This window comes from Corallococcus sp. AB032C (assembly GCF_003668935.1).
GTDB classification, from domain to species: domain Bacteria; phylum Myxococcota; class Myxococcia; order Myxococcales; family Myxococcaceae; genus Corallococcus; species Corallococcus exiguus.
Map to the genome: position 1 here is coordinate 1 of NZ_RAWP01000135.1, position 22,684 is coordinate 22,684.

Here is a 22,684-nt window from a genome sequence, read left to right on the forward strand (position 1 = left end):
GTAGGCGGAGCTGTTCCCCCTGTGGCAGGGCTCGCTTCTCCTTCTGGTTCTTGCGCACACAAGGCCGAACGGAGCGGGTTCCTGCCGCTTCCCCACCCGTCCAGCGCCTGCCTACCCTCCGGGCCGAGCGGGAATCACGCCTCGCCGTTTAGAAGCTCGTGAAATCAATCTGCAGGACGGGTGTGTCCGCTTCGATGTCGCGCCGGAACCGCCCCCACCGGTCGAGCGTGCTCTCGTCGAGCACGGCCGGGTCGCGATACTGGTGGAACAGCGCGTAATTCATCGAGCGCTGGAGCGCGAGCAGGTCCGGCACGGCCGCGAGCCACTCGCGCTCCATCCGTCGGAGCTCCCGATACCCTTCGAGGAACGGCCCCAGGAACGCAGTGGCCGCTTCGTCGCGCGCCTCTCGAGCCTCGCCTCGCGCGATGTAGAAGAGGAGTACCGCGATGTCCTTGACGAACCACGCGTACTCGCAGTTGTCGAAGTCGAACGCGGTGATCTTCCCTTCGGCGAAGCAGAAGTTGTGCATGTGGAGATCGGCGTGGATCAGCCCGTAGCTCTCCGGTGTTCGCGGTAGCTGGTTCAATCGCGCGATGATCGCCGCGGTGCGCTCGCGAACGAGCTTCTCCTCGGGAGGCGCGAACCGGTCGATGTCGACCACGTCGTACTCATGCCATTCCTGGCGCTTGAGTCTGGGGCTCGAAGGCGCGTAGGTCTGGGCGCGGTTGTGGAGCCGCGCGAACAGCCGGCCCAGGTCGCGGAACAGGGGGGGCTTCCAGTAGCGCTCCTTGAGCGGAGGCGCGTCGTCGAAGACGATGCCCGGCGCGCGCTCGAACGCGGTGGCGACGAAGTAGCTGCCGGGCTCCCGATCTTCGATCCGCTCCACGAACTGCCCCGAATCGGAGAGGACCGGCGAGGCGATGGGAATGCGCGCGGCGGCCAGATAGCGAACGAACTCGACCTCACCCAGCGTGTAGTCGATCGTTCGCCGCGTACTGTGCGAGATGCGCAAGATCAGGCCCTCGCCGTCGTCGTTCTCCGCCTCGTAGACGAAGTTCTCGAAGGCCGTGAGCTCGGTGAGCTGCTCGGGCGACAGGCCATACCGGCGCGCAGCCTCATCGCGAATCGGTTCGTGGAAGCGGCGGACGAGCTCTGGATGCATCGAATCCTCTAGTCCTTCAACGTGAGGCTGCTCTCACCGTAGCCCAGCACGGTCGAGGCAGAGTCGCTGGTGACCAAGACGCCCAGGCCGCGCGCGAGGGTCTCCGCCAACGGGGGGCCATTGCGCGGCCGCGTGAACACAGCCAGGTCCGTGCCGGTCAGGGGGTGATCCGGGCGCCGGAGCCGCTGGTTCAGCATCGCTTGCTCGCGCTCGACGACGCGCAGGCACCGGCGCTCGAGGGCGAACGCGCTGGCAGCGACGCCAGCGAGCTCACCGCAGAGGGGCTCCGCCACGACCTTGTCTCCCGGCAGCCCATGCGCGAAGAGCTCGGCCAGTCGCCGCTGGCTCGTGGCCTGCTCGGCGGGATCCAGCTTCGCCAGCTCGTCCAGCGAGGTGCCCTGTGGCGTGCCGGGGAACGCCTCGCCGATGCGCGCGAACAACCAGCGGCTGAGCTTGATCTCGCGCTGGTATGTCTCGGCGAGCGGGAAATCGTCCCGGAGCAGCGGGTAATGCGCGACATCGATGGGCGCTTCCACGCACTCTTGCAGCGCGGTGCGCGGGAGGTGTCCGGCGAACGCCGCCCGGAGCCGTTCGTGGAGCAGCCCCTGGGTCGCGCCGAGGAAGCGGACCACCGATTCGACGCGCTGCCCGAGCAGGCCGTAATCGATCGCGGCGTCGAGATCGCCGAGGCGCGCTGCGATGTCGGGCTGGGCCTCGATGGGTGCCGGGGCCGAGCCGGTCAACACCTGCAGATACTCGTTGATCAGCGCCGGCGGCCCGGCGCACACGCCGTGCGGACCATGGAAGACCGCGTGACGCTCGGCATAGTCCACGATCGTTTGCGCGGTGACGGGCTGCTCGGGGGCTTCGCGCACCAGGTCGTTGGTGACCAGGCGAACTCCGTCGATCAGCCGGAACATGGCCGCGAGCCCGCTGTCGAGCTCTCCGTTCGGCACCGGATGGGTGCCCCGCACCAGCACGTACCCGACCGACGCAAGCGTGCAGACGACCATCATGTGGAGCTCGCCCGCGGTGAGCACGCCCGGGGTCCGGGGCGGCATGCGCGCGAGGAAGGCCTTGCGGAACTGCTCGGTCAACGAGAGCAGGTCCGGCCACTGACGCGCCATGGCCTTCATCGCGGTCACGTTCATCGGGAGTTCGTTCTGGTACCGGCTCCCGGCGTATTGGCACTGCTTGCGCACGGTTGGGAGATCGAGGAACAAGGTGCGCGGTGCGACGTTGTTCTCGCCCACTTGCCGGCCGTCACCGTCGAGCGCCGGATGCGCCACGCGGTAGACCGGCACGACCACCTCGAGGTTCGAGAGCTCGAACGCCCGTCCGAACGCCTGTTCGGTCAGAAAGGGACAACGATTGTCGCGGGCGCTGAACGTGAGCGGCTCACGCCCGGCTGGCACCTCACCCAACCGCTCAGGGAAGGACACCGCGGTGCGGCCCGTGGGCGCATCCGAGACCCGCCTCAACACCCGCTGTTCGATCAATGCTTCGAGCAGGTCCCGGATCTTGTCCCAGGAATGGGGCGCGCCGTCCGACCACGCCATGGCGTCGGAGGCTTGAAATTGCTCGACCTGGAGCAGCTTCTCGCCCAGGGGCGCGATGTCCGGCTCGTCGAAGATGAGCTCCACCTCGCCATAGAAGAGGTGCAGGACCTGCTGGCCATTCCCTGCGTCGAGCCGGTCGTGCGTGAGCCGCTTTCGATTGGGAATGTAGAGCATCTCATCCGCTTGCAGCTGTGCCATGGCTTCTCACTCCCGCTCCAGTGTGACGTCGCGCGACCAGGTGCCGCCGAGCGAGCGATAGACCTCGACGCGATGGTTGAGCAGCAGCCGTTGCGCTTGCAGACTTGCGCGCTCGAGCCCGACCAGATTCGTCAGGGCGGCGAGCACCGTCAGATAGTCCGATTGCCCCTGCTCGAAGATCCGCCTCGCCTCGTCCAGGAGTTGCCGCCCGAGCTGGACCTGCGCACGCAGGCTGCGCAGGCTCGTCGCCTCGTTCTCCTCCTGGACCACGGCATCCTGCACCCGTCCGATCGCGGTGTGCAGCGCGAGCTGGTATTGGACATGGCGACGCTGGAGCTGGATCGGCAGTCGCAAGTACTCGGTGACTCGCCTTCCATCGAACAGGGCCCAGGTCAGGCCCACCCCGACGACGGACTCGCCCAGGACCGGCTCCGAGAGGCCGTACTTCGAAGCGCCCACGTTGCCCACCAGTTGGATCGTCGGAAGCCAGCTCGCCAGGTTCGCGTTGATGCGGTGCTCGACCTCGGCGACGCGCAGCTCCGCGAGCCGCATCTCGGGCGTGTTCGCGTTCAGGTCGCCCGGCGTTCCGAGTTTCGGAGGGGGCGGGAGATCGGGAAGCTGTCGATCGAGTGGAATGACGTCGTCGGCGGGGCTGGGTACCCGGCCCAGCAGCGCCTTCAGCTCCGAATTCAAGAGCGCGTTCCGGGTGGCGATCAGCGGCACCTGCGATTCGAGGTTCAACAGCAGCTGCTCCTGCTGCAGCACCACGAGCCGGGGCGTGAGGTGCTGCTCGAACCGCGCTCGAATCAGCTGGAGCAGCTCCTTGTTGTAGTCGATCTGCCGCAGCGTGAGGTCCCGGAGCGCGCGGGCCTCGAGGATGTCGAACCAGATCTGGGTGATCCGCACCGCGAGGTCCTGGACGCGGCCCTCGGTGAGCTGCCGCTGCTGCTCGGCGAAGTTCAATCCCGCGCGCCGCTGCGCATCGAGGGCTCCAAACAGGTCGACCTGGTAGGCCACGCCGACACCGACGGTGGCGACGCTGTACTCGGTCCGGGTTGGCGGCGCGGGCGGAACGTTGGCGACGACATGACTCAGCCCCGCCGGGTTCAGGATGCCGACCTGGAGCGGGTACCACCAACCTTGCGGCACGGCGGGGTCGAGCTGGTTCTCGTAGATCAGCTCCCGCGCGTCGCGCAGGGCCAGGTTGTCGCCGAAGCACTCCTGGATGGCCGTGTCGAGAGCCGGATCGGCGAACGCCGTCCACCAGACTGCGTCCTGGGTGACGGGCTCGGCTGGTTGCGCGGGCACGCCGTCCTCCGACGGCCGAGGGCTTGGAACCCCGCCCTCGGGTGCGCTGGACGGTTGGGGCGGCTCGGTGCGCGGATCGACGGCGGTCGAGTAGCTGCTCGGCGCCAGAGGCGGTTCGACGACGACGGGACGGATCAGCTCGCAACCGGAGCAGAGCGTCGCGAGGAGGGCGAGCGTGAATCGAAGTCTCATGGGTGGCTGACGACCACGAGGGCTTTCGCGTGGTTGAGGACGCAGCGCTGCGCGACCCGCATGGTCTCGGGATCGAGGGAGGCGAAGCTCTCATCGAGGATGACCAGCTCGACCCCCTGCAGCAGCGTGCGCGCGATGTAGAGCCGGCTCTTCTCGCCGTGCGAGAGTTGCCAGCCGGTCTCGCCGATCATCTCCTCGAGGCCGGCGGGCATCTTGGCGATCAGCTCGTCCAGCCCGAGCTCCTTGCACAGCGCGGCGGCCTTGGTCCGCAGCTCGGGCGAGGTCGGCCACTCGCGCCCGAGCAGGAGATTGTACGCGAAGCTGCCGGACAGGACGTGGTTCTCGTGGAACTGCGGCGCGGCGGTGATGCGCTTGCGCCAGCCCGAGGAGCCGAACGTCGCGCGGTCCAACGCGTGCAGCAGCATCACACCGCCCTGCGGCGTCCTCAGGCCCGTCAACAGCGACACCAGCGTCGACTTGCCACCGCCCGAGGGGCCCTCCAGCAGGATGCGGTCGCCCTGCGCGATCTGGAACGAGCAGTTCTCGAGCACCGGCCGGGTGCGCGCGTCGTGCCGGAAGGTCACGCCCCGTGCCTCGATGAGGGTTCCGCCGGCGGCGTCGGTGGGCTTGCCTCCCTCCATTTCGAGAGGGACTTTCGATTCGAGCTCGGGGCGGCCCACCGCGAGCAACAAGTCGCGGATCTGCTCGAACGACACCGCCGCCTGGGAGACCTGCTGGAAGTAGACGGCGACCTCGTCGAAGGCTCGCAGCGCGAGCAAGATGCCGCCCACGGACACCGCCAGCGCGCTGGGATTGGCCGTACCGCTGCTGAACGCCGGCAGCAAGGTCAGCAGGGCGAGCACCAACCAGCCGTCGCGCAGGAGCGCGGTCAGCTGCATGGTCCGGCGATCCATGACCTTCGAGATCTCGGAGTAGGAGCTCAAGCGGACGTCTTCGCCATCATGCCAGCGCTCGAGTGGAAGCTGCGCCAGCCGCGTTCGATGGCCGAGCATGCGCTCGAGCAGGTCGTGGGTGATCTCGACGCGCGCGCTCGACCACGCCCGCTGGACGCCGTAGTGGCGGCGCGCGAGGACGAACGCGACCACGACCCACAGGACGAGCACCATCGCCTGGGGCCACCCTCCCGCCCCGAGCACGAGGATGACGCCCGCCAGGATCAAGTCGACGAGCGACAACACCGCGAGCAGGGCGCCGCCGACCGCGAGCTGCTCGACGACCTCGGCCTCGGCGACGCGGCCGAAATGGCGGCCGATGCCGTCGAGCCGCACCTCGTCGGGGGTCAGCTTGAGGGTTCCCGCGAGGAGCTGCTGCTTCAGCAGCGTTCCGAGCCGGATCGAGAACACGCCCTGCCACCACACCTCGAGCATGCGCAGCGGAATCGCGCACGCGATCACGGCGATCCACCCCAGGAACCAGCCGGTCTCGAGGTGGGCCTGGAGCGCGGCGCGACCGAGCAACCAGAACGAGCCAGCCAGCACCAGCGAGAGGAGCGTGTGGCTCACGAGGATGCCGGCGGCGAGCGACGGGATGTCGCCGAGCAGCGTCCGCCGGCTCGCGGTGCGCCTGGGGCGCATGATCCAGCCGGTGCGCAGCTGCGCCTGGCCGAGCCGCTGCAGCAGCATCTTTGAGCGGGCGTGCTCGCGCGCACGGGGCGACATCTCCACGCCGCCGAGCAGCTGGTCCACCTCGGCGACGGTGGCTTCCTGCTCTTCGCGCAGGAGCGCGAGCGCGCTCTTCGTCTGGACCGAAACCGCCGTGGCGTCGCGCGCGAGCAGGCGCAGCTTCCCGCGCCGCGTCCCCAGCAGCACCAGATAGGACGGGACGCCGTCTCGCCGGACCTGGAGGATGCAGGGCGCGGCGCGTTCGAGGACGTCGGGCAGCTCGTGGTAGAGCGGCGTAATCGGCTCGAGCTCCACGCCGAGTCGATCTCCGAGCGCGAACATCCAGACCCGGCTCGGCTCGACGGCCGCCGTGGGCGGAGCGATCTCGCCCGCGGCCCTGCCATAGCCTTGCCTCTGCGCCAGCTGCTCCAGCGCGTCGGGCAGTCGCTCGACCGGCCACAACAGGTCGGAGTGCGAGCGCGTCATCCCGCCAGCTCCAACTTGCCTGCGACGGGCTCCGCGACCGGCGTCTCCACCGGCTTCGGCGCCGGCCTCTCCACCAGCTGGCCGCCCGAAAGCCACCAATGGCGCCAGCTCCCACCGCCCCAGAGCAGCGTGCGATTCTCCTGGTCGGCGCGAAGGAGCACTGCGTACCGCGACTCTTTGTTCGCGAGCAGCTCCTTCGGCGGCCCGTTCTCGAGGATCCGACCGTTCTCGATCACGAGCACGCGATCGAACTCCTGGGTGTGCTCGACGTCGTGGGTGACACAGAGGAGCGTGATGTCCGCCCAGAGCCGCCGGGACTCGGCGAGGAGCCGCGCGCGCCGGTCGCGATCGAGACCGCGAAAGGGCTCGTCGAGGATGGCCAGGCGCACGCCGGAGCGAAGCATCGCGCGCGCCAGGCGCACGCGCTGACCCTGGCCGCCCGAGACCAGCCCTCCGCCTTCGCCCAACGACGTCTGCAGCCCGTCTGGAAGCGCCTCGAGGATGTCGAGCATCTCTGCGCCCTTGAGCGCCCCCGACAGTGACCAGCCGTGCGCGCCGTCGTTGCCATACCGGAGGTTGTCGATGAGGCTCTGGTTCCAGAGACTGATCGCCGGATCCACCCAGGCCGTGGTGCGCCGCAGCCGCTCGACAGCGGCCTGATCGAGCACCTGCCCGTCGATCTTGATCTCGCCGCGCGCCGGCCGGAGCCAGCCGAGCAAAAGGCCGACCAGCGTCGACTTGCCTGCTCCAGAGACACCGACCACGGCCACGTGCTCGCCGGGGGCGATGTTCAAGGAAACCTTGTCGAGGATGGTGTGACCGCCGCCTTTCACGCGGACCTTCTCCATCGCGATCGAAACGCCGCTCGCGGCGTCCGCGGGCGCGACAGGCTCCTGCACTGGCGCCTCGGGCCGGGCCGGCGGATCCTTGATGTCGCCGATGATGTCGAGGAGCCGGCGAACCCGGTTCATCGCATTCGGGAACGCGCGGCTCAGCACCATCAGCCGCTGGCCGAGGATGGGGAAGCGCAGCGCCCAATAGACGACCAACAACACCAGCGAAGCCCGATCAGTGCCCGCGAGGTACGAATAGACAAGCAGCATGACGAGGCCGTAGCTCACCAGCATCAGCCCGCCTTCGAACCCGACCGACAGCGTCTGGAGCCAATAGCGCGCCTTGGTCCAGCTGACGAGCAAGGTCTCCTGCGCGCGGCGCAGCGACCGCTCGGCGCCGTGGATCCGGATCGGAGTGAGCCCGACGAGCGCATTCAGGGTGAATCCGCTGAGCGCGCCTGCGTGCATCTGCACGCGCAGGTCGGGCTCGAAGAGCAGCTTCTGCGCGACCAGGGGCACGAGCAGCGTGACCGCCGCGAGCGCGAGCACGATGTGCCATGCGTGCGGTGCGGCCCAGATGAGCGCGGCAGTGATGCTCGCGACTTCGAGAGACAGGACCAAGGCCTGCGCGAGCAGGGCCGGCAGCGACCGCATCGCCTGGATGTTGTGCGTGCGAGACGCCATGTCGGAGGCGAGCCGGCTCTGGAAATAGCGGTCCTCCATCTCGGGGAGCTTCTCGAAATACGCCTTCCGCAGCCGCACCTCGAGCCGGCGGCCGATGCCGAGCAATCCCAATGAAACGGGGATTTGGATGAGCATGAAGCAGAGCGCGACGCCCGCGAGAACGGCCATCCCCGTCGCACGCTGCGCGAACGTGCCGAGGTCGCGCCCCAGGTCGAGCACGCCACGGAGCATCAGCGCTTGCAGGATCCGCCCGAAGGTGGCGAACACCAGTCCCACCGCAATCAGGCCCGGAACGACCCACGAATCCTCGCCTCGCAGGCGGAGCAGCGTTCGCGCCGGGCTCACCTGCCTGGCGACGAGCTCCGTCGCCAGGTCGCTCGCGAGCACGGCTCTCGGCGCGTCTTCGCCCGCGCGCGAAGCCTCGCGCCAACCGCGAACCCGCATCAGCACCGCCCCTGTCATCGACAGCTCGCCCTCCACCTCGGGGTTGGGGCGAACGGACCAATAGACAGCGGGAATGGGCACTTCGCCGGAATCGTCCTTCGCAATCATGGATTGCAGCAGACCCGCCGCCGTCCGGCCTCGCCGGACGGCGCCCGCGCGGATCATCGCTTCGGACGCCCGGCACGCGGCGTCGAGCCTGGCGATCGACAGATACCCGGGGTCCTCGAGCGCCCGGGCAACCAGCGCCCGCGCCTGCGTCGCACCCAGGTCCAGCAGGCGGCGCTCGATTGTCGCGACCGCCTCCTCGGACCCGGCCCATTCGCGCCAGCCGGTCGCCGGAACGGACGTGGTGTGCTGGTACAGGTGGCTCTGCAGCGTCGAAATCCGGGTCCAGTGACGGCCCGCCGCCGGGTCCATGACCTGGATGAACGGGCCGACGCGATTCCACAGCACCACGAAGTGCGGCCGTCCTCCCGCGCTGAGCGTGACGATGATGGCGGGAAGCGCCTTGGCTTCGGGGACCACCACGTGATCGAGCGGAAGCATCACCTGCTCGGAGTCGAGCCCGAGCTGGTTCGCGACTTCATCCAAGGTGACGATCGAGGTGCCATCGACGTCCGTCTGACACACTTCGCGAAGGACGCGATAGTTGAGCTCGGCGCCCATCCCCGCGAACAGGCTCTTGAGTGAAGCGGGGCCGCAATCCGTCGCCGAGATCTGGATCACCTCGGGAATGATCGAGCGCCGGCGCCTGGGAGGAGTCATGGTCAGCGGGCCTCGGCTTCGGGCCGAAACACGGTCGTGGGCTGTTCTTCAGGCTGCGGATTCCATTCGCCGACCGCCCGCATCAGCAGCGCGACAGGCGACGCCCGCGCGACCTCGACCTCCACCGTCAGGGTCATGCCGTGGCGCAGCTGGATGCGCGGATCGCCCGGCGGTGCGAACTTGAGCTCGACGCGCACCGTACCGGGGATGGCCTCGGGCGTGGCGGTCTGGCCGGGCTCGGTCCCGACGGCCGTCACCCTGGCGGGGACCGTCCCGTAGATGGTCACCGGGTAGCCGTCGAGCTTGAGGCGCGCCGTTTGACCGGGCTGGATCAATCCGACGACCTCCTTCGGGAAGCGGGCGCGCACCCGCACCTCGGCATCGCTCGCGACGATGGTGCCGACCCGCTGCCCGTCGGCGATGAACGCTCCCGCGCCGAGCTCCGCCACGTCGACCAGGTGGCCCGTGGCCGGCGCCCGATACAGCTTCCGCTCGATCTGGTACTCAAGGCGGTCGATGGTGCCCTGGAGCTCCCGGATCCGCCCCTCGGCGCCCAGCTCCTCGCGCTCGAGTGCCAGCAGCTGCGCGGCGAGGGCTTGACGGCGCACGTTCTGCTCGTGCCGCAGTCGGGTGAGCGCCAGGCCCTGCGCCGTCTGCGCGAAGCGGAGCGCGTCGACATCGGTCGTGCGCTCGAGCTTCTCCATCTCCGAGACCGAGCCCGTCGGGCTCTTGAGGGCCAGCTGCTCGCGTTCCACCGCGAGCCGGTGCCTGGGCGCGAGCTCCTGCTCCCTCCCCAGCGCCTCCTTGACCGCGACCTCGTCCACCCGTGCCGTCAAAGCCGCCTCTTCGCGCTTGTTGGCGATCTGCTGGCGGATGATGGCGAGCTCCTTCTCGGTCGCGGAGAGCGTCGCCTTACTCCGCTCGAGCTCGAGGCGCTCGACCCGTGCGTCGAACTCGATGAGAAGGTCGCCTTCCTTGACCTCCTGGTCGAGTTTGAGCAGCGAGAGCACGACCCTGCCCGCGCTGGGCGGCTCGATGCGATGGACGGCGTTGTGTGGCTCGATCCGGGCCTGTGAGCTGGCCTTGACGAGCGGGACCTTGGCGAACAGCGACCAGGCGATGAGCCCGCCAGCGCACAACACCATCAGAGCGACGAACACGAGGCGCGTGTCCGACTCGTAGTTCAGGGAACGAAGGGTCCGCTCGAAGGGATATGCCATGGTCCGCGAACCAAAGTCGCCTTAATGGTCGCGCCGTGTCAACACCTCGGCCCCTGCTTTGTGATTCACGCTCCATTGGATGAATACAGGCGCCACGATGCGACGCGGGACTTCGTCCGCATCGCCGCAATGCGTTGCACATTAATCCTTGGTTCGATTTGACATCCAGCTTTGAGTACACGTAGCGTTCAATTCGAAAGGAGGCACGACATGAAGATCAAGATCCACGTTCGCGGCGGCCCGAAGGCGCGTTAGTAGTGATGCGTTTTGACGCCAGCTGTCGAGGCTGGTCGTTCCTCGTTTCCGATTGTCAGAGGGGGGTTGATGGGGATTTTCCATCAGCCCCTCTTCTCATTTCTGGCAACGTCTTGATTTGGGCCGTACCTCAACCCCAACCTTGCAAGTCGGGCAGGTTCGCTCGCCATTTGTCCCTGCTCCGCCGTGTGCCGCGCAAGAATTGATGAGCGAATCGGCCTGCTTGGAATGACTTAGCACCCTCCTCCGACCTGCTGAGTCAGCCACCCTCGGCTGGTCATCACGGTTTCAATGTTTCAATGGCAACAGCTCGCCTCCATCCAGGGGCTGCACGTCACCTTCACCGACGCCAACAAGGACGGCCTCGCCGACGCGCTGCACTACAGCCCAGGCAGCGGCTGTGACGGGCCGGGGTAATGGATCGCAGTCGGGTCACCCAAGCTGTTCGTAGCGGGGTCGGCCAAGCGGATCGCGACGGGGTCGGCCAAGCGGATCGCAGTCCGGAGCCGTTGGGGCAGCGGTCGCACGCCCGGCGTGGCGCGGGCCTCTACAGCACCTGCGAGGAGCACCTGCCCCAGCACCGCGCCGACCTGCGCCACCGCAGCCGCGGCTACAGGGAGGCACGCGCGGCGCGGCTGGGCGAGGAGGTGCTCACGTACGTGCGTGCCGTCTTCGACTCCGACGACGTGCTGTCGCAGCTGCGCGCGGTGCAGGCCATCGTCACGCACCTGGAAGGCTTCCCGCCCGAGCGCGCACGCGCGGCCGCCCGGCGAGCCCACTACTACGGCACGTACAGCTACGGAGGCCTCAAGAACCTCCTGCGCCAGGGGCTGGACCTGCACAGCCGCTGCCGCTGGCGCTCGCCTCCCCGGCGAGCTTCACCGCCAACGCGGCGCATGAGCGGTACGATGCGCAGACTGGCAAGGAGGGGGCCGGGGAGACCGAGCACCAGGAGCACTCCCTGCAGAGGGAATAGTCGACCTCTCCGCAAGCGGGCGGATGGGACCGGCGGGGATCATCCTCGAAGTACCGCTACAGCGATCCTTGAGCGGCTGAACAGTCAAGCCGGTGAGCCGGGCTCCACCGGTGCCGGGGCATCCACGTCGATGCCGTCCCGGCGCAGCGACTCCGCGCCCGCCGCCTCGGCCAGCGTGCCTGGCGGGTTGTCATACCAACCCGGGTCCTTGTAGCCGTCCAGTCGCGCACGGACCTTGAGCACGGTGAACATGCCGCCCATGGTGATGAAGTCGTGCTTGCCCTGGCGCCCCACCATGGGGATGGAATTGGGCGGGACAGGCATCCCCATCTCGCCCATCCCCGCCATGCCCGTCTGGCCCATCGTCATGTAGCCGGGCAGCAGCGCGCGCACCTTCGCGTCCAGCCCACCCGGTTTCACGCCAATCATGTTGGGGAAGGCATGGCCCATCTGGTTCATCAGGTGGTGCGTCATATGGCAATGCAGGGCCCAGTCGCCGGGCGCGTCCGCCACGAACTCGATGGCGCGTGCGCTGCCCACGGGGACGAGCACCGTCGTCTCCGGCTGCCGCGCGGACTCTGGAACAGGCCCGCCGTCCGTCTCGGTGATGCGGAAGTGATAGCCATGCTGCCGTGCCAGTGCACGGTGGTGGGCGTGGGCAGCCGGTTGGTGACGTAGATGCGCACCCGGTCCCCCTCCACCGCCTCGATGGTGGGCCCATGGACCCGGCCGTTGTAACCCCAGCAGAAGGCCTTCAGTCCGGGCGCGAACTCATGCTCCACCTCCTCGGCCACCAGGTGGAAGACCTTCACGCCGTCCACCACCTTCCACGGCAGCTTGGAGCCATTGGGCACCACCACGGGCTGGTAGTCCCGGCCGGGCATCCCGGGGCGCGGCCCGCGAGTCCCCTGGGCTTCCGGCCGGGCGCGAGCCTCGGAGCCGCTCAGCAGCATCGCGCCACCCGTGAGGGTAGCGCCCGCTGTCGCCAGCATGCTTCGCCGGGTCAGGGTTCCCATTCCTCCCGCCTCAGGAAGGCTTCCAGGGGGTGCCCTGCGCTCCGAGGTTCCGGGGACGTCCTCCTCGCGAACCGGAGCGTGCGCGGACTCAGTCGTTCGGGTGCTCATGGGGGACCTCGTGGCCATGCTGTGATGGCAGCCGGGAAGAGGACCCGTGTCGATGTCCCGCGGTCCATGAGGTTCACCACCTCACGGCCCCGAGGAATGATGCCGCCTCACGCGGCGAGCCACCGCCTCCCCCCACGTCCCACTCTGGCTTGGCCAGGCCAGCCTCCAGCTCCGGCGGCTCACCGCGAAGAACCCCGGCCAGGTCGAGGAGGTCCAGCGCATGGCGGAAGGGATGCAGCGCTGCATGAGCGGAAGCGGCACCCCACAGCAGGGGCACCCGTCCCCGTCAGAGTCCCGTTAAAGGGAGAACCTCACGCCCACCCGTTCATGCAGCAGATGAACGCTCGTGCCGAGCACCCGCACGTAGGTATAGGCAGCGGCCACATTGAGCGAGAACCATCGGTTGGGGTGCCACTCCACCCCGGCCCAGACCTCCGGGAAAGCGCCCAGGCGCGACTCGAAGTTGGGATCCGACTCCCCGTCATCGTCATCGAAGTCGAGGTCGAGCGATTGCACGGTGGTGACGAGAGGGAGCCCCAGGAACTCCCTGCCCGCTCCCGCGGCTCCGAGCTTCAGCCCGGCACCGAGGTACGGAACCCATCGCTGGTCCGCATCGCCGCGCCAGCGGTAGAGCAGCCCCGGGGTGACGCCCAGCTCGGAGAAGGTGGAATCCCCGGAGCCGCCGACCCCCACCTCCAGCGGCAGACGGAACGCCCACCGGGAACCGAGATCCACCTGGAACGCGGCCTGGAGGCTGACGCCTACCGCGACCCGGCCGCCCGAGAACGCCTGAACGGGCCCCAGTGAGAGGGGCTCCAGGTTGACCCCCGCACCGAAATAGCCTGAGCGCGGCACGTCACCCGCGGGCGCGGTCGATGCGAGGACGACGACAAGAAGTGGTACGAGCGTCACTTCATCTCCAGAGGGTCAGAAAGAAGCCTCGGGCCAGCCGAGGGGGGACGGAGCCACCACCCCGACTCTACTGGGTCACCGCGTCAACCGTTGCATTCCGCTCTCACGGAAGGGACTCGCGGGCACTGACCCGTCAGGGGGACAGGGAGTAGATCCAGGCGCTGTCCAGATGAGATTCTATTTCCGTTGCGCCTCGCTGTTCGTGATGGGACTGGCCCTGTGTGAGTTCGGCTGCGCGGTCTGCCCCCTGGGGGTGGCCCCCTCCCCGCGGAATCCGATCTCGGGGGCTTCGAGCATCATGCGCTGGAGCAAGCCCCAGCGGCTCTCCGCCGGGCCGTCGCTTTCGTGGGAGCACACGCGCGTGGCGGCGGGCCCCTCCGGGAGCGCCTTCGCCGTCTTCGCGCATGTCACGACCCAGAACGCGCCCCACGACTACACGGCGATCTACGCCAGCCGTTATGACGCCACGTCCGACACATGGACGCCCGAGCAGCCGCTCCAATCCCAACCCGGCAACCTTCTGCGGAGCAGTCTGGCCGCGGATGAGCAGGGAAATGCGCTCGCTGTCTGGCTTCAGCAGACCCCGGCTGGCAACACCTTCTTCGCAAGCCACTTTTCGGCGGCGACAGGCCAATGGAGCCTCGCGCTACAGCTCACGTTCCCCGTTGACGACACACCCACCATGCGCCTGGCCATGTCTCCCACGGGCGATGCGGTCTTCGTCTGGACAACCCTCTGCAAAACGCTGTGCAAGCCCGCCGAGCACCGGGTGATGGCCATGCGCTATGGGGTGGCCAGCAACCGGTGGGTCCAGCCGCCGGTGCCCCTCAATTCGGCGCGTGACACCCCGTCTCTCTGGCCCGCCGCCGCCCTCGACGCGAACGCTAACGCGCTCGTGCAGTGGCAGCAGGCGGACACCCGCGGGACCCAGGCCATTCATGGCAGCACATACAACGCCGACACGTTCCAGTGGTGTGGCGATGCCATCCTGAGCCGGACGAACTACGGCGCGGCCACGACGCCCGCCATCGCCATGGACGCGGCGGGCAACGCGCTCGCCGTCTGGCCACAGCACTTCTCGACGCTGAGCGGCGAACTGATGCAGGGAATCGACGCACGCCGCTACGACCGCAAGAGCAACGCATGGCAGCCCGCCGAGCGCATCGATTCGCACATCTCCGACTACGGAGGCATGTTCAACCCGTCCATCGTCGTCGCGACGAACACGGGCGACGCACTGGCCGGCTGGCTGTACATCCCCCACCCTCCGCCCCTCACCGGGGCCGCCGAGGGGCGCGTGTACATCGCGGCGAACGAGGCCTGGGACATCCGTCCGCGCTTCGACCGCAGCGTCGACCCGAACAACCCTCGGCTCGGAGGCACCGTGCCTGGCGGATATCCAGTGCTCGCCTCCGACCCGGCCGGTGACCAGGTCGCTCTCTGGGCACAGTCCGACCACACAGCCTGGGCGAGCTACCAATATGCCCCTGGCAACTTCCGCCCGCCGGAACCCCTGCGGTCCGCGCCAGGAGCTGTCGTTGGCGCCATCACGGGGGCCATGGAGCTGAATGGACATGCAACGGCGGTGTGGATTGAGACCGCCGCGGATGGCGACAACCTCTGGGTCGCGCGCTACCAGTAGCGGTGACTCGTTCGAGGAGCCTCAGATGGCATGGTGACCATCAACGGTGGCGACAACGCGTTCGCCACCAAGTTCGAGGAGCGCTTCCCCACCGAGCAGGTCTGGCAGAACGAGTACGACGCCTCTATGGCCCTGCGCGACGACGACATTTGAGCCGCCGGGCCAGGGCCTGCCGCCCCTCGGCCGGGCAGGCGCCGGCGCCAGGGCTGGGAGGGAGACCTCGTGCTGTCAGGACGTCCCTCCTCCCCCGTCCGAAGTTCTTGCGGTCACGGCCCTGGCCCGGTATACGGGCGGGGCTTCACGGCCAGGTAGCTCACCTGGTTAGAGCGGCGGTCTCATAATCCGCAGGTAGTCAGTTCAAGTCTGACCCTGGCCATCAAGCAGCCCCGGAGTCACTTTCCCAAGTGATTTCGGGGCTTTTTTCATGCCCCGTGCCCGCCCGTCCCCCTTCCGGGGGATTGCCAGGGCCCCTCCCGGCACGGTCCGATTCCCCCTGTCCCGACGCGCAGCACCCACGCTCCGGGGGGAGTCCGCACGATGCTGGACGAGGAAATCCACTCGAAGGCCCGGGCCGCGGCCGTCCGCTGGGCGCGCTGGCGGCTGGGCCCCCTTGGTTTCGCGGACCTCATCACCCGGGTTGACGCGTCCGTGCTCCGCTACGGGCGGCTCGTCACCCGGTATGCCGTCCGCACCGGCACCTGGGCGGCGGAGGCCTATGCGGGCGACACGAACACGGCCCGGAGCTCCCGCTCCACGCCCCCAGTCTCACTCGACACACTGGACCTGTGGAGCGCGTCTCCGGAGGCATTGGCCGAAAAGTCATCCCACCTTGCCGTGTGCGGGGACTGCCACGGCGCCGGAGCGGTGACGTGTCCCACGTGCAGTGGCTCCCTTCGCGCCAGTTGCTCCGGCTGCGGCGGATCCGGCCGGCGGATGAGCCGGGCGCGCAAGAGCTACCGGATGGTGAACTGCACGGAGTGCCGTGGAAAGGGCACGAAGAAGTGCGTCCGCTGCACGAAGGGCATGGTGGGCTGCCGCACGTGCCGGGGCTCGGGGACGCTCCGCCGGTGGCTGAAGGTCTCGACCGTCGAACGCACCCAGGTGCGCGCGTGGCCGGATGCGAAGGCCGTCTCCGCGCACAAGGGCCTGTTGGAGGATTCGAAGCGAGCACTCCAATGGCCGGGAGCACGTGCCCTGGCTTCCGTGGACCACGCAGGTCCCCTGCCCGGCTCCGCGCTGGGAGATGAGGCCCGCTCCGCGGGCTTCATCGCCGCGCGTTCCTCGCTGGAGCCTGAGTTCGAACCGCTGCGCGGGAGAATCCTTTCCCAAACATTGGATGTCTTTGAAGCGCCGTCCGCGACCGTCTGTTTCGAATTCGCGGGCAGGCCGGGTTTCATCCACCTGCTGGGACGCGACCTCCAACCCACCAAGGCCCGCGACACCTCCGCCTTCCACCGGCGCGTCGGGGCCCTGATGGGCGTGGCCATGGCGGGCTTCTTCGGCATGCCGTTCCTGGTCTCCGCCTTCATCGGACGGCACGCGTTCTACGCGGAGCCGGATCAGAGCGCGCTCGCCATGTTGGCGATCTTCGGACTCTGGCCCGGGACCTGGTGGTGGGCCGCGACCGCGCTGCGCCGTCGACGCGCCAGCGGCGCGAAGTCCCCCGCGCGGTGGCACGACCGGATTGGCATCGGGCTGACGGGACTCTGCGCGCTCGTCCTCGCCGGATGCTTCCTCTTCATCCGTCCTTCGGTTCCGGAGCTGATCCGCCTGACGGCCACAGGCCAGCTCCGTCAAGCCGAGCTGCATGCCGACCTGCTGGAGGCCCGCGGTGAATCCAGCCCCGAGTACATCGAGGCACGGAACGCGTTCGTGCTCGCGCGGCTCCAGGGCATGGACAATCGCGACGCCCTGAAGCTCATCCGCCACTACGTGGGCTCCGGTAAAGGCACCGGGCCGCTGGAGGCCGAACGCGTGAAGCTGCGCGAGGCCTGGGCGCGCTCCGCGCTGGAGCGAGGCGAGGAGGTGCCGGTGGAGGCGGAGCTGGCGGCCCTGTCCTCCGAGCGTGCTCCGGCCTCCGTCATGGACGGACTTCGCGCGAAGCTGGAGGACTTCCGCATCGCGAAGGGCAAGGCCGCGCTGGAGAAGGGAGACCTGGCCGGGGCCATCCAGGTCCTGTCACGCATCCAGGCCCGGACGCTCGTCTCCGAACGCCCCGAGCCGCTGATCACCCAGGCTCACCTGCGACAGGAACACGCATGCCCTGCCCGCGATGTGCGCTGCCGCGCCACGGCCCTCCACGCCGCGGTGGCGGTCGACACGGGTGAAACGGCCCGGACGACCCTTGCCTCCTTCCGAGGCGCGGAGCTCACCCGGATGGCAGCGGCCACGGCCCACTCGGGAGGGCTCGGCGCTTCGCTGCGTGAGCTGCGAACCGCGGATGAGGATGCGGGCGCCCTGCTCTCGGTGCTCGGAAGCGACGCTGAAATGACCGCCGCGAGGGTCGCGATCCTCGGCCGCAGGGAGGCGTTGCTGCGCAATCGCTTTCCCCTCGGTGAACCCGTGGAGGTCGCCCAGGCACAGCTCGGTCCCTCCAGACTGGAGATGCAGCGCTCGGATGTGTTCCGTGTGGTGGACGCGCCTCCAGGAACGCTCACGTACCTGTTCGTCGGTCAGGGCATGACCCGTGGCCTCTACGTCACCACGCCGGACCATGGGCAGGCGGGGCTGTCGCCCGCGGCGCTCCAGCTTGCCGCGAAGCGATTCACGGGCCAGGAGTTCGCCGCGAAGGACCTCGTGCATGCGGGCAAGGGCGTGGCCCATGTGACGGTGCGCCTGGGCCGGCACACGGCCCTGCTGGGATGGCACGACGACACGCTGGTCGAAGCACAGATGGGACGGGTGGAGCCATGAGACTCGGCAGGAAGGTGGCGCTGGGCCTGGGTGTCGTCGCGGGGTTGGTGTGTTCACACCTCGCGTGGGCCCATCCGGGACGGACCAACAGCTCCGGCTGTCACAATGAGCGGGCCACGGGTGGCTATCATTGCCACGGTGGAGGAGGAGGCGGCGGCGGTGGATGGCGGGAGCTCGAGGAGACCCCCACGCGCGTGAAGGTCATCGCCATTCCGCGCGCCCGCGTGTGGATCAACGGCGCATTCGTAGGCATGTCCCCGACACCGGCGGTCCGCATCGACGGAACGAAGGTCCAGGTCCTGCTGGAGCACGCCGCGCTGGGCCGCCACGAGACGACCGCGACCATCGACTCAGGGGGGACGACCGCCCTGACGGTGAGGTGGTAGGCGGGCCGCCGGCAGGCCTGTCCCAGGGGCGAAACGTCCACGTCCGAAAACGGCCAGACATCCAGGGCCCGCCGTGGGACGTTCCCCCTCATGGACGGCCTGGACCCCACCGCCTGCTACCGCGCGTTGACGACGCGGGACTCCCGCTTCGACGGGCGGTTCTTCACCGCCGTGAAGACGACGCGCATCTACTGCCGCCCCATCTGCCCGGCCCGCGCGCCCCGCTTCGAGAACTGCACGTTCTACCCCACCGCCGCCGCGGCCCAGGAAGCGGGCTTCCGGCCGTGCCTCCGCTGCCGGCCCGAGACCTCGCCCTCACTGGCTCCCTGGCGCGGGACCTCCGTCACCGTCTCGCGAGCACTGGCGCTCATCGCGGACGGCCTGCTGGATGCCGACGAAGCCAGCGTCGAGGTGCTGGCGGACCGCCTCGGCGTCGGGGACCGGCAGCTGCGACGGCTGTTCCACCAACACCTGGGGGCCTCACCAGTCGCCGTGGCCCAGACGCGCCGCGTGCTCTTCGCCCGTCAGCTCATCCACGAGACCTCCCTGCCAATGGCGGAGGTCGCCCTCGCGTCCGGCTTCGGCAGCGTCCGGCGCTTCAACGCCGTCTTCCAGTCGCTCTACGGCCGGCCTCCAGGCGCCCTCCGCCGTTCCCGGGCGGCGCCAGTGACGTCCGCCGGCCCCGAGGTGACGCTCCTCATCCCCTACCGGCCGCCCTACGACTGGGACGCCATGGTGGCCTGGCTGACGGCCCGCGCATTCACGGGCATGGAGCACGTCGAGCCCGGCCGCTATCTGCGTACGTTCACGAATGCCTGGGGCCAGGGCGCCGTGGAGGTGTCGCCCGCACCGGGGCTCGACGCCCTGCGCGCCACCCTGCGTGTCAGCGACGTGCGGATGCTGCCCTCCGTCGTCGCCCAGGTCCGGCGCGTCTTCGACGTCGGCGCGGACGTGGAAGCCATCCGTGCCCACCTGTCGACGGATGCCCTGCTCGCGCCCATGCTCGCCGCGCGTCCCGGCCTTCGCGCCCCGGGCGGCTGGGACGGCTTCGAGCTGGCGGTCCGCGCCATCCTGGGTCAGCAGGTGACAACCACCGCCGCGCGGCAGCTGGGCCAGCGGCTCATGGCCGCGCATGGCGAAAGCCTGGACCCGGCACTCACCGGCGATACCCACCTCCAGCGCGCCTTCCCCCGTCCCGAAGTCCTCGCCGCGGCGGACCTCACAGGCATGGGCATGCCGACCGCGCGAGCCCGTGCGGTCTCCCAGCTCGCCGCGGCGGTCGCGGCGGATCCGACGTTGTTCCAGCCCGGCCCGTCGCTCGCGGACACCGTCGCCCGCTTCACGCGCCTGCCCGGCATTGGCGAGTGGACCGCCCAGTACATCGCGCTCCGCGCCGTCCGGGAGGCGGATGCCTTTCCCGCCTCCGACGTCGCCCTGCTTCGAGCCGCGACGGAAGCAGGGGGCCCACGCCCCACGCCCGAAGCGCTCCTCCAACGCGCCGAAGCCTGGAGCCCCTGGCGCGCATACGCGGCCCAGCATCTCTGGACCTCGGTTGCCCTCCAGGCCCGTGAGCCCAAGCCGGATTCTCGAACCAACGCCCGAGCGCGGCGCCTTCCCACCGCTCCTTCCCGCCGGAAAGCCCATGCCTGACCGTCCGCGCTTCTTCATCGATTCCTCGCCCACCCCCGCCGGTGTGGCGCTCCTCGTCTGTGATGAGGAGGGCCGCCTGCGCGCGCTGGACTGGGAGGGCTACGAGGCCCGCATGCACCGGCTCCTGCGCCTGCACTACGGCGAGAACGGCTGCGTCCTCGAACCCGCGCGCGATCCCTCCGGCCGAACCTCCGCGCTCCAGGCGTACCTGCGCGGAGACCTGAGCGCCATCGCTGCCCTCCCCGTGGAGACAGGCGGCACGCCCTTCCAGCGCGAGGTCTGGCGAGCCCTCCGGGAGATCCCCGCGGGAACGACGACCACCTACGGCAAGCTCGCCGAACGCATCGGTCGTCCCAAGGCCATCCGCGCGGTGGGTCTGGCCAATGGCGCCAATCCCATCAGCATCGTCGTCCCGTGCCATCGCGTTGTCGGTGCCAATTCCTCGCTCACTGGTTATGCAGGAGGCCTGGAACGCAAACGCTGGCTGCTCGACCATGAGCAGTCCCACGCCTGAATCCCTCTCACCCCATCACCGGAGTTCCCACGCATGACCACCCGTCCAGCCACCGCCGCCACGTTCCGCGCACTGCACCAGGGCGCTGATCTGCTCGTGCTTCCGAACGTCTGGGACGCCGGCAGCGCCCGCCTCTTCGAGAGCCTGGGTGCGAAGGCCATCGCCACCACCAGCGCCGGCATCGCCTGGGCGCTGGGCTACCCGGACGGCAACGCGCTGCCCGTGGACGCGCTCGTCCACACGGTTCGCACCATCGCCCGCGCCATCCAGGTCCCCCTCACCGTGGACGCCGAAGCGGGCTACTCGGACGACCCGGCCACCGCCGCGGAGAACGTGGCACGCCTCCTGTCCGAGGGCGCCGTGGGCTGCAACCTGGAAGACGGCAGCGGTCCTCCTGAGCTGCTCGCCGCGAAGATTGAACGCGTGAAGCAGGCCGGCGCGCGCCTGGGCGTGGATGTCTTCGTCAACGCGCGCACGGACGTCTACCTGCGCAAGCTCGTGCCGCCCGAGCGCCGCGTCGAGGAGACCCTGGCCCGTGCCGCCCGCTACCAGCAGGCCGGCGCGGATGGCCTCTTCGCCGCGGGCGTCTCGGATGCAGCCGAGATCCAGGCCATCACCCGGGGCACCTCGCTGCCCGTGAACGTGCTCGCGCGGCAGGACCTCCCCGCTCCTGCGGAACTGCAGCGGCTGGGCGTGCGGCGGCTCAGCGCCGGCTCCGCCATCCCGGAAGCCATCTGGGGCCGGGCCGGGGCGCTCGCCTCCACCTTCCTTCGCGAGGGACACTCCGCGAGCCTGTTCGAAGCCGCCGCCAGCTACCCGTCCCTAAACGGGCTGATGACCGGGAAGTAGGAGCCGCGCCATGTCCCAGGAGGATCGCCAGCGCTGGAACGACAAGTACCAGCAGGCCACCGCACAGCGGGAACCATCCGCCTTCCTCCGCTCGCTCGAGGACCGGCTGCCTCACGCGGGCCGGGCGCTCGACCTGGCCGGAGGTGCGGGACACGACGCGTGCTGGCTCGCGAAGCGCGGGCTGGACGTCACCCTGGTGGACATCTCCGACGTGGCGCTGGCGCAGGCGGAAGCACTGGCGCGCGACGCGGGCGTGACACTCACGCGCCTGCGTTTGGACCTGGAGACCGAAGCACTGCCGCCCGGTCCGTTCGACCTGGTCGTGTGTTTGAATTACCTCTGGCGGCCGCTCCTGGCCGCCGTGCCGAAGCTCCTCTCACCGGGCGGGCTGTTCGTCTTCGCCCAGCCCACCCGGCGCAACCTGCAACGCCATCCGCACCCGTCCGCGCGCTTCCTCCTGGAGGAGGGCGAACTGCCCACCCTGCTCCAGGGGCTCCAATCCCTCTCATTCACAGAGGACTGGACGGACGCCGGACGTCACGAGGCGCGGCTTCTGGCTCAGAAGCTCCAGCACGTCGCGGACGGAGTGCGTCCGCAGTAGGACGCGCCATGCGCCTGGCACTCGCCGTAGTAGAGGATGCCGGGCTCGTAGAGGAACCAGGGGCCGTTGGCGGTGCACCGCACGGAACAGCGGCGCGCGCCGGCGTCATAGCCCTCACAGAGTCCCTGCTCGGAGGTGGCCAGCGACTGCGTCGGCTCGCCCGTCCCCTCCTCCGTCTCCACTCCGCCACAGGCTGCGAGGAGGGTACCGACGGCGAGGCTGGCGAAGAGTGTCTTCAGGTGCATGGGGTGGGCTCTGGGTGCTGAAGGATCCCCTCATCTAGCGAGTTGATCAGCATACGCTCGCTCGGCGGCTGCGTGCGAAGGCGCTGGTATCCGCGCAAAGAGGCAGCCACCATGAAACGCAAGGTGGCCATCGACGCAGAGCAG

Annotated in this window: 18 protein-coding genes, 1 tRNA gene and 2 pseudogenes; 10 read left to right on the plus strand and 11 right to left on the minus strand. The window is 69.1% G+C overall.

Annotated features, from left to right (window positions below):
• Positions 1–148 precede the first annotated feature (148 nt).
• From D7X99_RS36810 to D7X99_RS36835, 6 genes are read right to left on the minus strand one after another with little or no spacing between them, the layout of a single operon-like run.
• Positions 149–1,162, minus strand: coding sequence for a phosphotransferase enzyme family protein (locus tag D7X99_RS36810; protein ID WP_120598909.1), 1,014 nt, complete (start codon positions 1,160–1,162; stop codon positions 149–151).
• An 8-nt stretch (positions 1,163–1,170) separates the two neighbouring features.
• The gene (locus D7X99_RS36815; RefSeq protein WP_121781837.1) at positions 1,171–2,919 is read right to left on the minus strand and encodes a hypothetical protein; all 1,749 of its coding nucleotides are present in this window, start codon (positions 2,917–2,919) and stop codon (positions 1,171–1,173) included.
• A 6-nt stretch (positions 2,920–2,925) separates the two neighbouring features.
• Positions 2,926–4,419 carry a TolC family protein gene (locus D7X99_RS36820; RefSeq protein ID WP_121781838.1) on the minus strand — a complete coding sequence of 498 codons (1,494 nt, stop codon included), beginning with the start codon at positions 4,417–4,419 and terminating at the stop codon, positions 2,926–2,928.
• The gene (locus tag D7X99_RS36825) at positions 4,416–6,527 is read right to left on the minus strand and encodes an ABC transporter ATP-binding protein (protein WP_121751312.1); all 2,112 of its coding nucleotides are present in this window, start codon (positions 6,525–6,527) and stop codon (positions 4,416–4,418) included. The genes D7X99_RS36820 and D7X99_RS36825 overlap by 4 nt, the downstream gene beginning before the upstream one ends.
• Positions 6,524–9,253: an ATP-binding cassette domain-containing protein gene (locus D7X99_RS36830; RefSeq protein ID WP_121781839.1), complete on the minus strand. Its 2,730-nt coding sequence runs from the start codon at positions 9,251–9,253 to the stop codon at positions 6,524–6,526. Before D7X99_RS36830 ends, D7X99_RS36825 begins: the two co-directional genes overlap by 4 nt.
• Before the next feature lie 2 nt (positions 9,254–9,255).
• The gene (locus D7X99_RS36835) at positions 9,256–10,473 is read right to left on the minus strand and encodes an HlyD family secretion protein (protein ID WP_121781840.1); all 1,218 of its coding nucleotides are present in this window, start codon (positions 10,471–10,473) and stop codon (positions 9,256–9,258) included.
• A gap of 546 nt (positions 10,474–11,019) precedes the next feature.
• Here D7X99_RS36835 and D7X99_RS44355 point away from each other — a divergent pair.
• Positions 11,020–11,145, plus strand: coding sequence for a hypothetical protein (locus D7X99_RS44355; RefSeq protein WP_255424681.1), 126 nt, complete (start codon positions 11,020–11,022; stop codon positions 11,143–11,145).
• A gap of 643 nt (positions 11,146–11,788) precedes the next feature.
• Here D7X99_RS44355 and D7X99_RS44565 read toward each other — a convergent pair.
• The 4 genes and pseudogenes from D7X99_RS44565 to D7X99_RS36850 all read right to left on the minus strand — a co-directional run bounded on the left by D7X99_RS44565 (position 11,789) and on the right by D7X99_RS36850 (position 13,740).
• Complete coding sequence (locus D7X99_RS44565) at positions 11,789–12,178, minus strand: hypothetical protein (protein ID WP_283244536.1); 390 nt, start codon at positions 12,176–12,178, stop codon at positions 11,789–11,791.
• 18 nt (positions 12,179–12,196) lie between these two features.
• A pseudogene (locus D7X99_RS44750) lies at positions 12,197–12,451 on the minus strand (multicopper oxidase domain-containing protein); the annotation flags it as partial.
• Positions 12,388–12,846 (minus strand): annotated as a pseudogene (locus D7X99_RS44755) (copper oxidase); the annotation flags it as partial. The pseudogenes D7X99_RS44755 and D7X99_RS44750, both read right to left, overlap by 64 nt.
• A 279-nt stretch (positions 12,847–13,125) precedes the next feature.
• The gene (locus tag D7X99_RS36850; RefSeq protein ID WP_120580030.1) at positions 13,126–13,740 is read right to left on the minus strand and encodes a hypothetical protein; all 615 of its coding nucleotides are present in this window, start codon (positions 13,738–13,740) and stop codon (positions 13,126–13,128) included.
• A 298-nt stretch (positions 13,741–14,038) separates the two neighbouring features.
• Between D7X99_RS36850 and D7X99_RS36855 the strand changes: the two genes are divergently transcribed.
• From D7X99_RS36855 to D7X99_RS36890, 9 genes are all read left to right on the plus strand, one after another.
• Positions 14,039–15,382, plus strand: a complete 1,344-nt coding sequence (locus D7X99_RS36855) for a hypothetical protein (protein WP_147476377.1) — start codon at positions 14,039–14,041, stop codon at positions 15,380–15,382.
• A 30-nt stretch (positions 15,383–15,412) separates the two neighbouring features.
• On the plus strand, positions 15,413–15,535 hold the full coding sequence (locus tag D7X99_RS44360; RefSeq protein WP_255424682.1) for a hypothetical protein: 123 nt from the start codon (positions 15,413–15,415) through the stop codon (positions 15,533–15,535).
• Between the two features lie 149 nt (positions 15,536–15,684).
• Positions 15,685–15,758 (plus strand) — tRNA-Ile (locus tag D7X99_RS36860).
• A gap of 161 nt (positions 15,759–15,919) precedes the next feature.
• Positions 15,920–18,295: a hypothetical protein gene (locus D7X99_RS36865; RefSeq protein WP_121781843.1), complete on the plus strand. Its 2,376-nt coding sequence runs from the start codon at positions 15,920–15,922 to the stop codon at positions 18,293–18,295.
• Entirely contained in the window at positions 18,292–18,681 is a 390-nt protein-coding gene (locus tag D7X99_RS36870) for a YHYH domain-containing protein (protein ID WP_158627126.1), read from the plus strand. Before D7X99_RS36865 ends, D7X99_RS36870 begins: the two co-directional genes overlap by 4 nt.
• A 90-nt stretch (positions 18,682–18,771) precedes the next feature.
• The gene (locus D7X99_RS36875; RefSeq protein WP_121781845.1) at positions 18,772–20,331 is read left to right on the plus strand and encodes an AlkA N-terminal domain-containing protein; all 1,560 of its coding nucleotides are present in this window, start codon (positions 18,772–18,774) and stop codon (positions 20,329–20,331) included.
• The gene (ogt, locus tag D7X99_RS36880) at positions 20,324–20,845 is read left to right on the plus strand and encodes a methylated-DNA--[protein]-cysteine S-methyltransferase (RefSeq protein WP_169830566.1); all 522 of its coding nucleotides are present in this window, start codon (positions 20,324–20,326) and stop codon (positions 20,843–20,845) included. The genes D7X99_RS36875 and ogt overlap by 8 nt, the downstream gene beginning before the upstream one ends.
• A 33-nt stretch (positions 20,846–20,878) precedes the next feature.
• Complete coding sequence (locus D7X99_RS36885; RefSeq protein WP_121781846.1) at positions 20,879–21,694, plus strand: isocitrate lyase/phosphoenolpyruvate mutase family protein; 816 nt, start codon at positions 20,879–20,881, stop codon at positions 21,692–21,694.
• 10 nt (positions 21,695–21,704) lie between these two features.
• The gene (locus D7X99_RS36890; protein WP_121781847.1) at positions 21,705–22,295 is read left to right on the plus strand and encodes a bifunctional 2-polyprenyl-6-hydroxyphenol methylase/3-demethylubiquinol 3-O-methyltransferase UbiG; all 591 of its coding nucleotides are present in this window, start codon (positions 21,705–21,707) and stop codon (positions 22,293–22,295) included.
• Here D7X99_RS36890 and D7X99_RS36895 read toward each other — a convergent pair.
• On the minus strand, positions 22,253–22,540 hold the full coding sequence (locus tag D7X99_RS36895) for a hypothetical protein (protein ID WP_121781848.1): 288 nt from the start codon (positions 22,538–22,540) through the stop codon (positions 22,253–22,255). The genes D7X99_RS36890 and D7X99_RS36895 overlap by 43 nt on opposite strands.
• Positions 22,541–22,684: the final 144 nt, after the last annotated feature.

Excerpts from the sequence above, each read along its gene's own strand:
- ogt (WP_169830566.1), top strand. The coding sequence starts at position 20,324 with ATGCCTGACCGTCCGCGCTTCTTCATCGATTCCTCGCCCACCCCCGCC.
- D7X99_RS44565 (WP_283244536.1), bottom strand. The coding sequence starts at position 12,178 with ATGACGCACCACCTGATGAACCAGATGGGCCATGCCTTCCCCAACATG.
- D7X99_RS44360 (WP_255424682.1), top strand. The coding sequence starts at position 15,413 with ATGGTGACCATCAACGGTGGCGACAACGCGTTCGCCACCAAGTTCGAG.
- D7X99_RS36825 (WP_121751312.1), bottom strand. The coding sequence starts at position 6,527 with ATGACGCGCTCGCACTCCGACCTGTTGTGGCCGGTCGAGCGACTGCCC.
- D7X99_RS36835 (WP_121781840.1), bottom strand. The coding sequence starts at position 10,473 with ATGGCATATCCCTTCGAGCGGACCCTTCGTTCCCTGAACTACGAGTCG.
- D7X99_RS36865 (WP_121781843.1), top strand. The coding sequence starts at position 15,920 with ATGCTGGACGAGGAAATCCACTCGAAGGCCCGGGCCGCGGCCGTCCGC.
- D7X99_RS36830 (WP_121781839.1), bottom strand. The coding sequence starts at position 9,253 with ATGACTCCTCCCAGGCGCCGGCGCTCGATCATTCCCGAGGTGATCCAG.
- D7X99_RS36890 (WP_121781847.1), top strand. The coding sequence starts at position 21,705 with ATGTCCCAGGAGGATCGCCAGCGCTGGAACGACAAGTACCAGCAGGCC.
- D7X99_RS36895 (WP_121781848.1), bottom strand. The coding sequence starts at position 22,540 with ATGCACCTGAAGACACTCTTCGCCAGCCTCGCCGTCGGTACCCTCCTC.
- D7X99_RS36870 (WP_158627126.1), top strand. The coding sequence starts at position 18,292 with ATGAGACTCGGCAGGAAGGTGGCGCTGGGCCTGGGTGTCGTCGCGGGG.
- D7X99_RS36820 (WP_121781838.1), bottom strand. The coding sequence starts at position 4,419 with ATGAGACTTCGATTCACGCTCGCCCTCCTCGCGACGCTCTGCTCCGGT.
- D7X99_RS36885 (WP_121781846.1), top strand. The coding sequence starts at position 20,879 with ATGACCACCCGTCCAGCCACCGCCGCCACGTTCCGCGCACTGCACCAG.
- D7X99_RS36810 (WP_120598909.1), bottom strand. The coding sequence starts at position 1,162 with ATGCATCCAGAGCTCGTCCGCCGCTTCCACGAACCGATTCGCGATGAG.
- D7X99_RS36875 (WP_121781845.1), top strand. The coding sequence starts at position 18,772 with ATGGACGGCCTGGACCCCACCGCCTGCTACCGCGCGTTGACGACGCGG.
- D7X99_RS36855 (WP_147476377.1), top strand. The coding sequence starts at position 14,039 with ATGCGCTGGAGCAAGCCCCAGCGGCTCTCCGCCGGGCCGTCGCTTTCG.
- D7X99_RS36815 (WP_121781837.1), bottom strand. The coding sequence starts at position 2,919 with ATGGCACAGCTGCAAGCGGATGAGATGCTCTACATTCCCAATCGAAAG.
- D7X99_RS44355 (WP_255424681.1), top strand. The coding sequence starts at position 11,020 with ATGTTTCAATGGCAACAGCTCGCCTCCATCCAGGGGCTGCACGTCACC.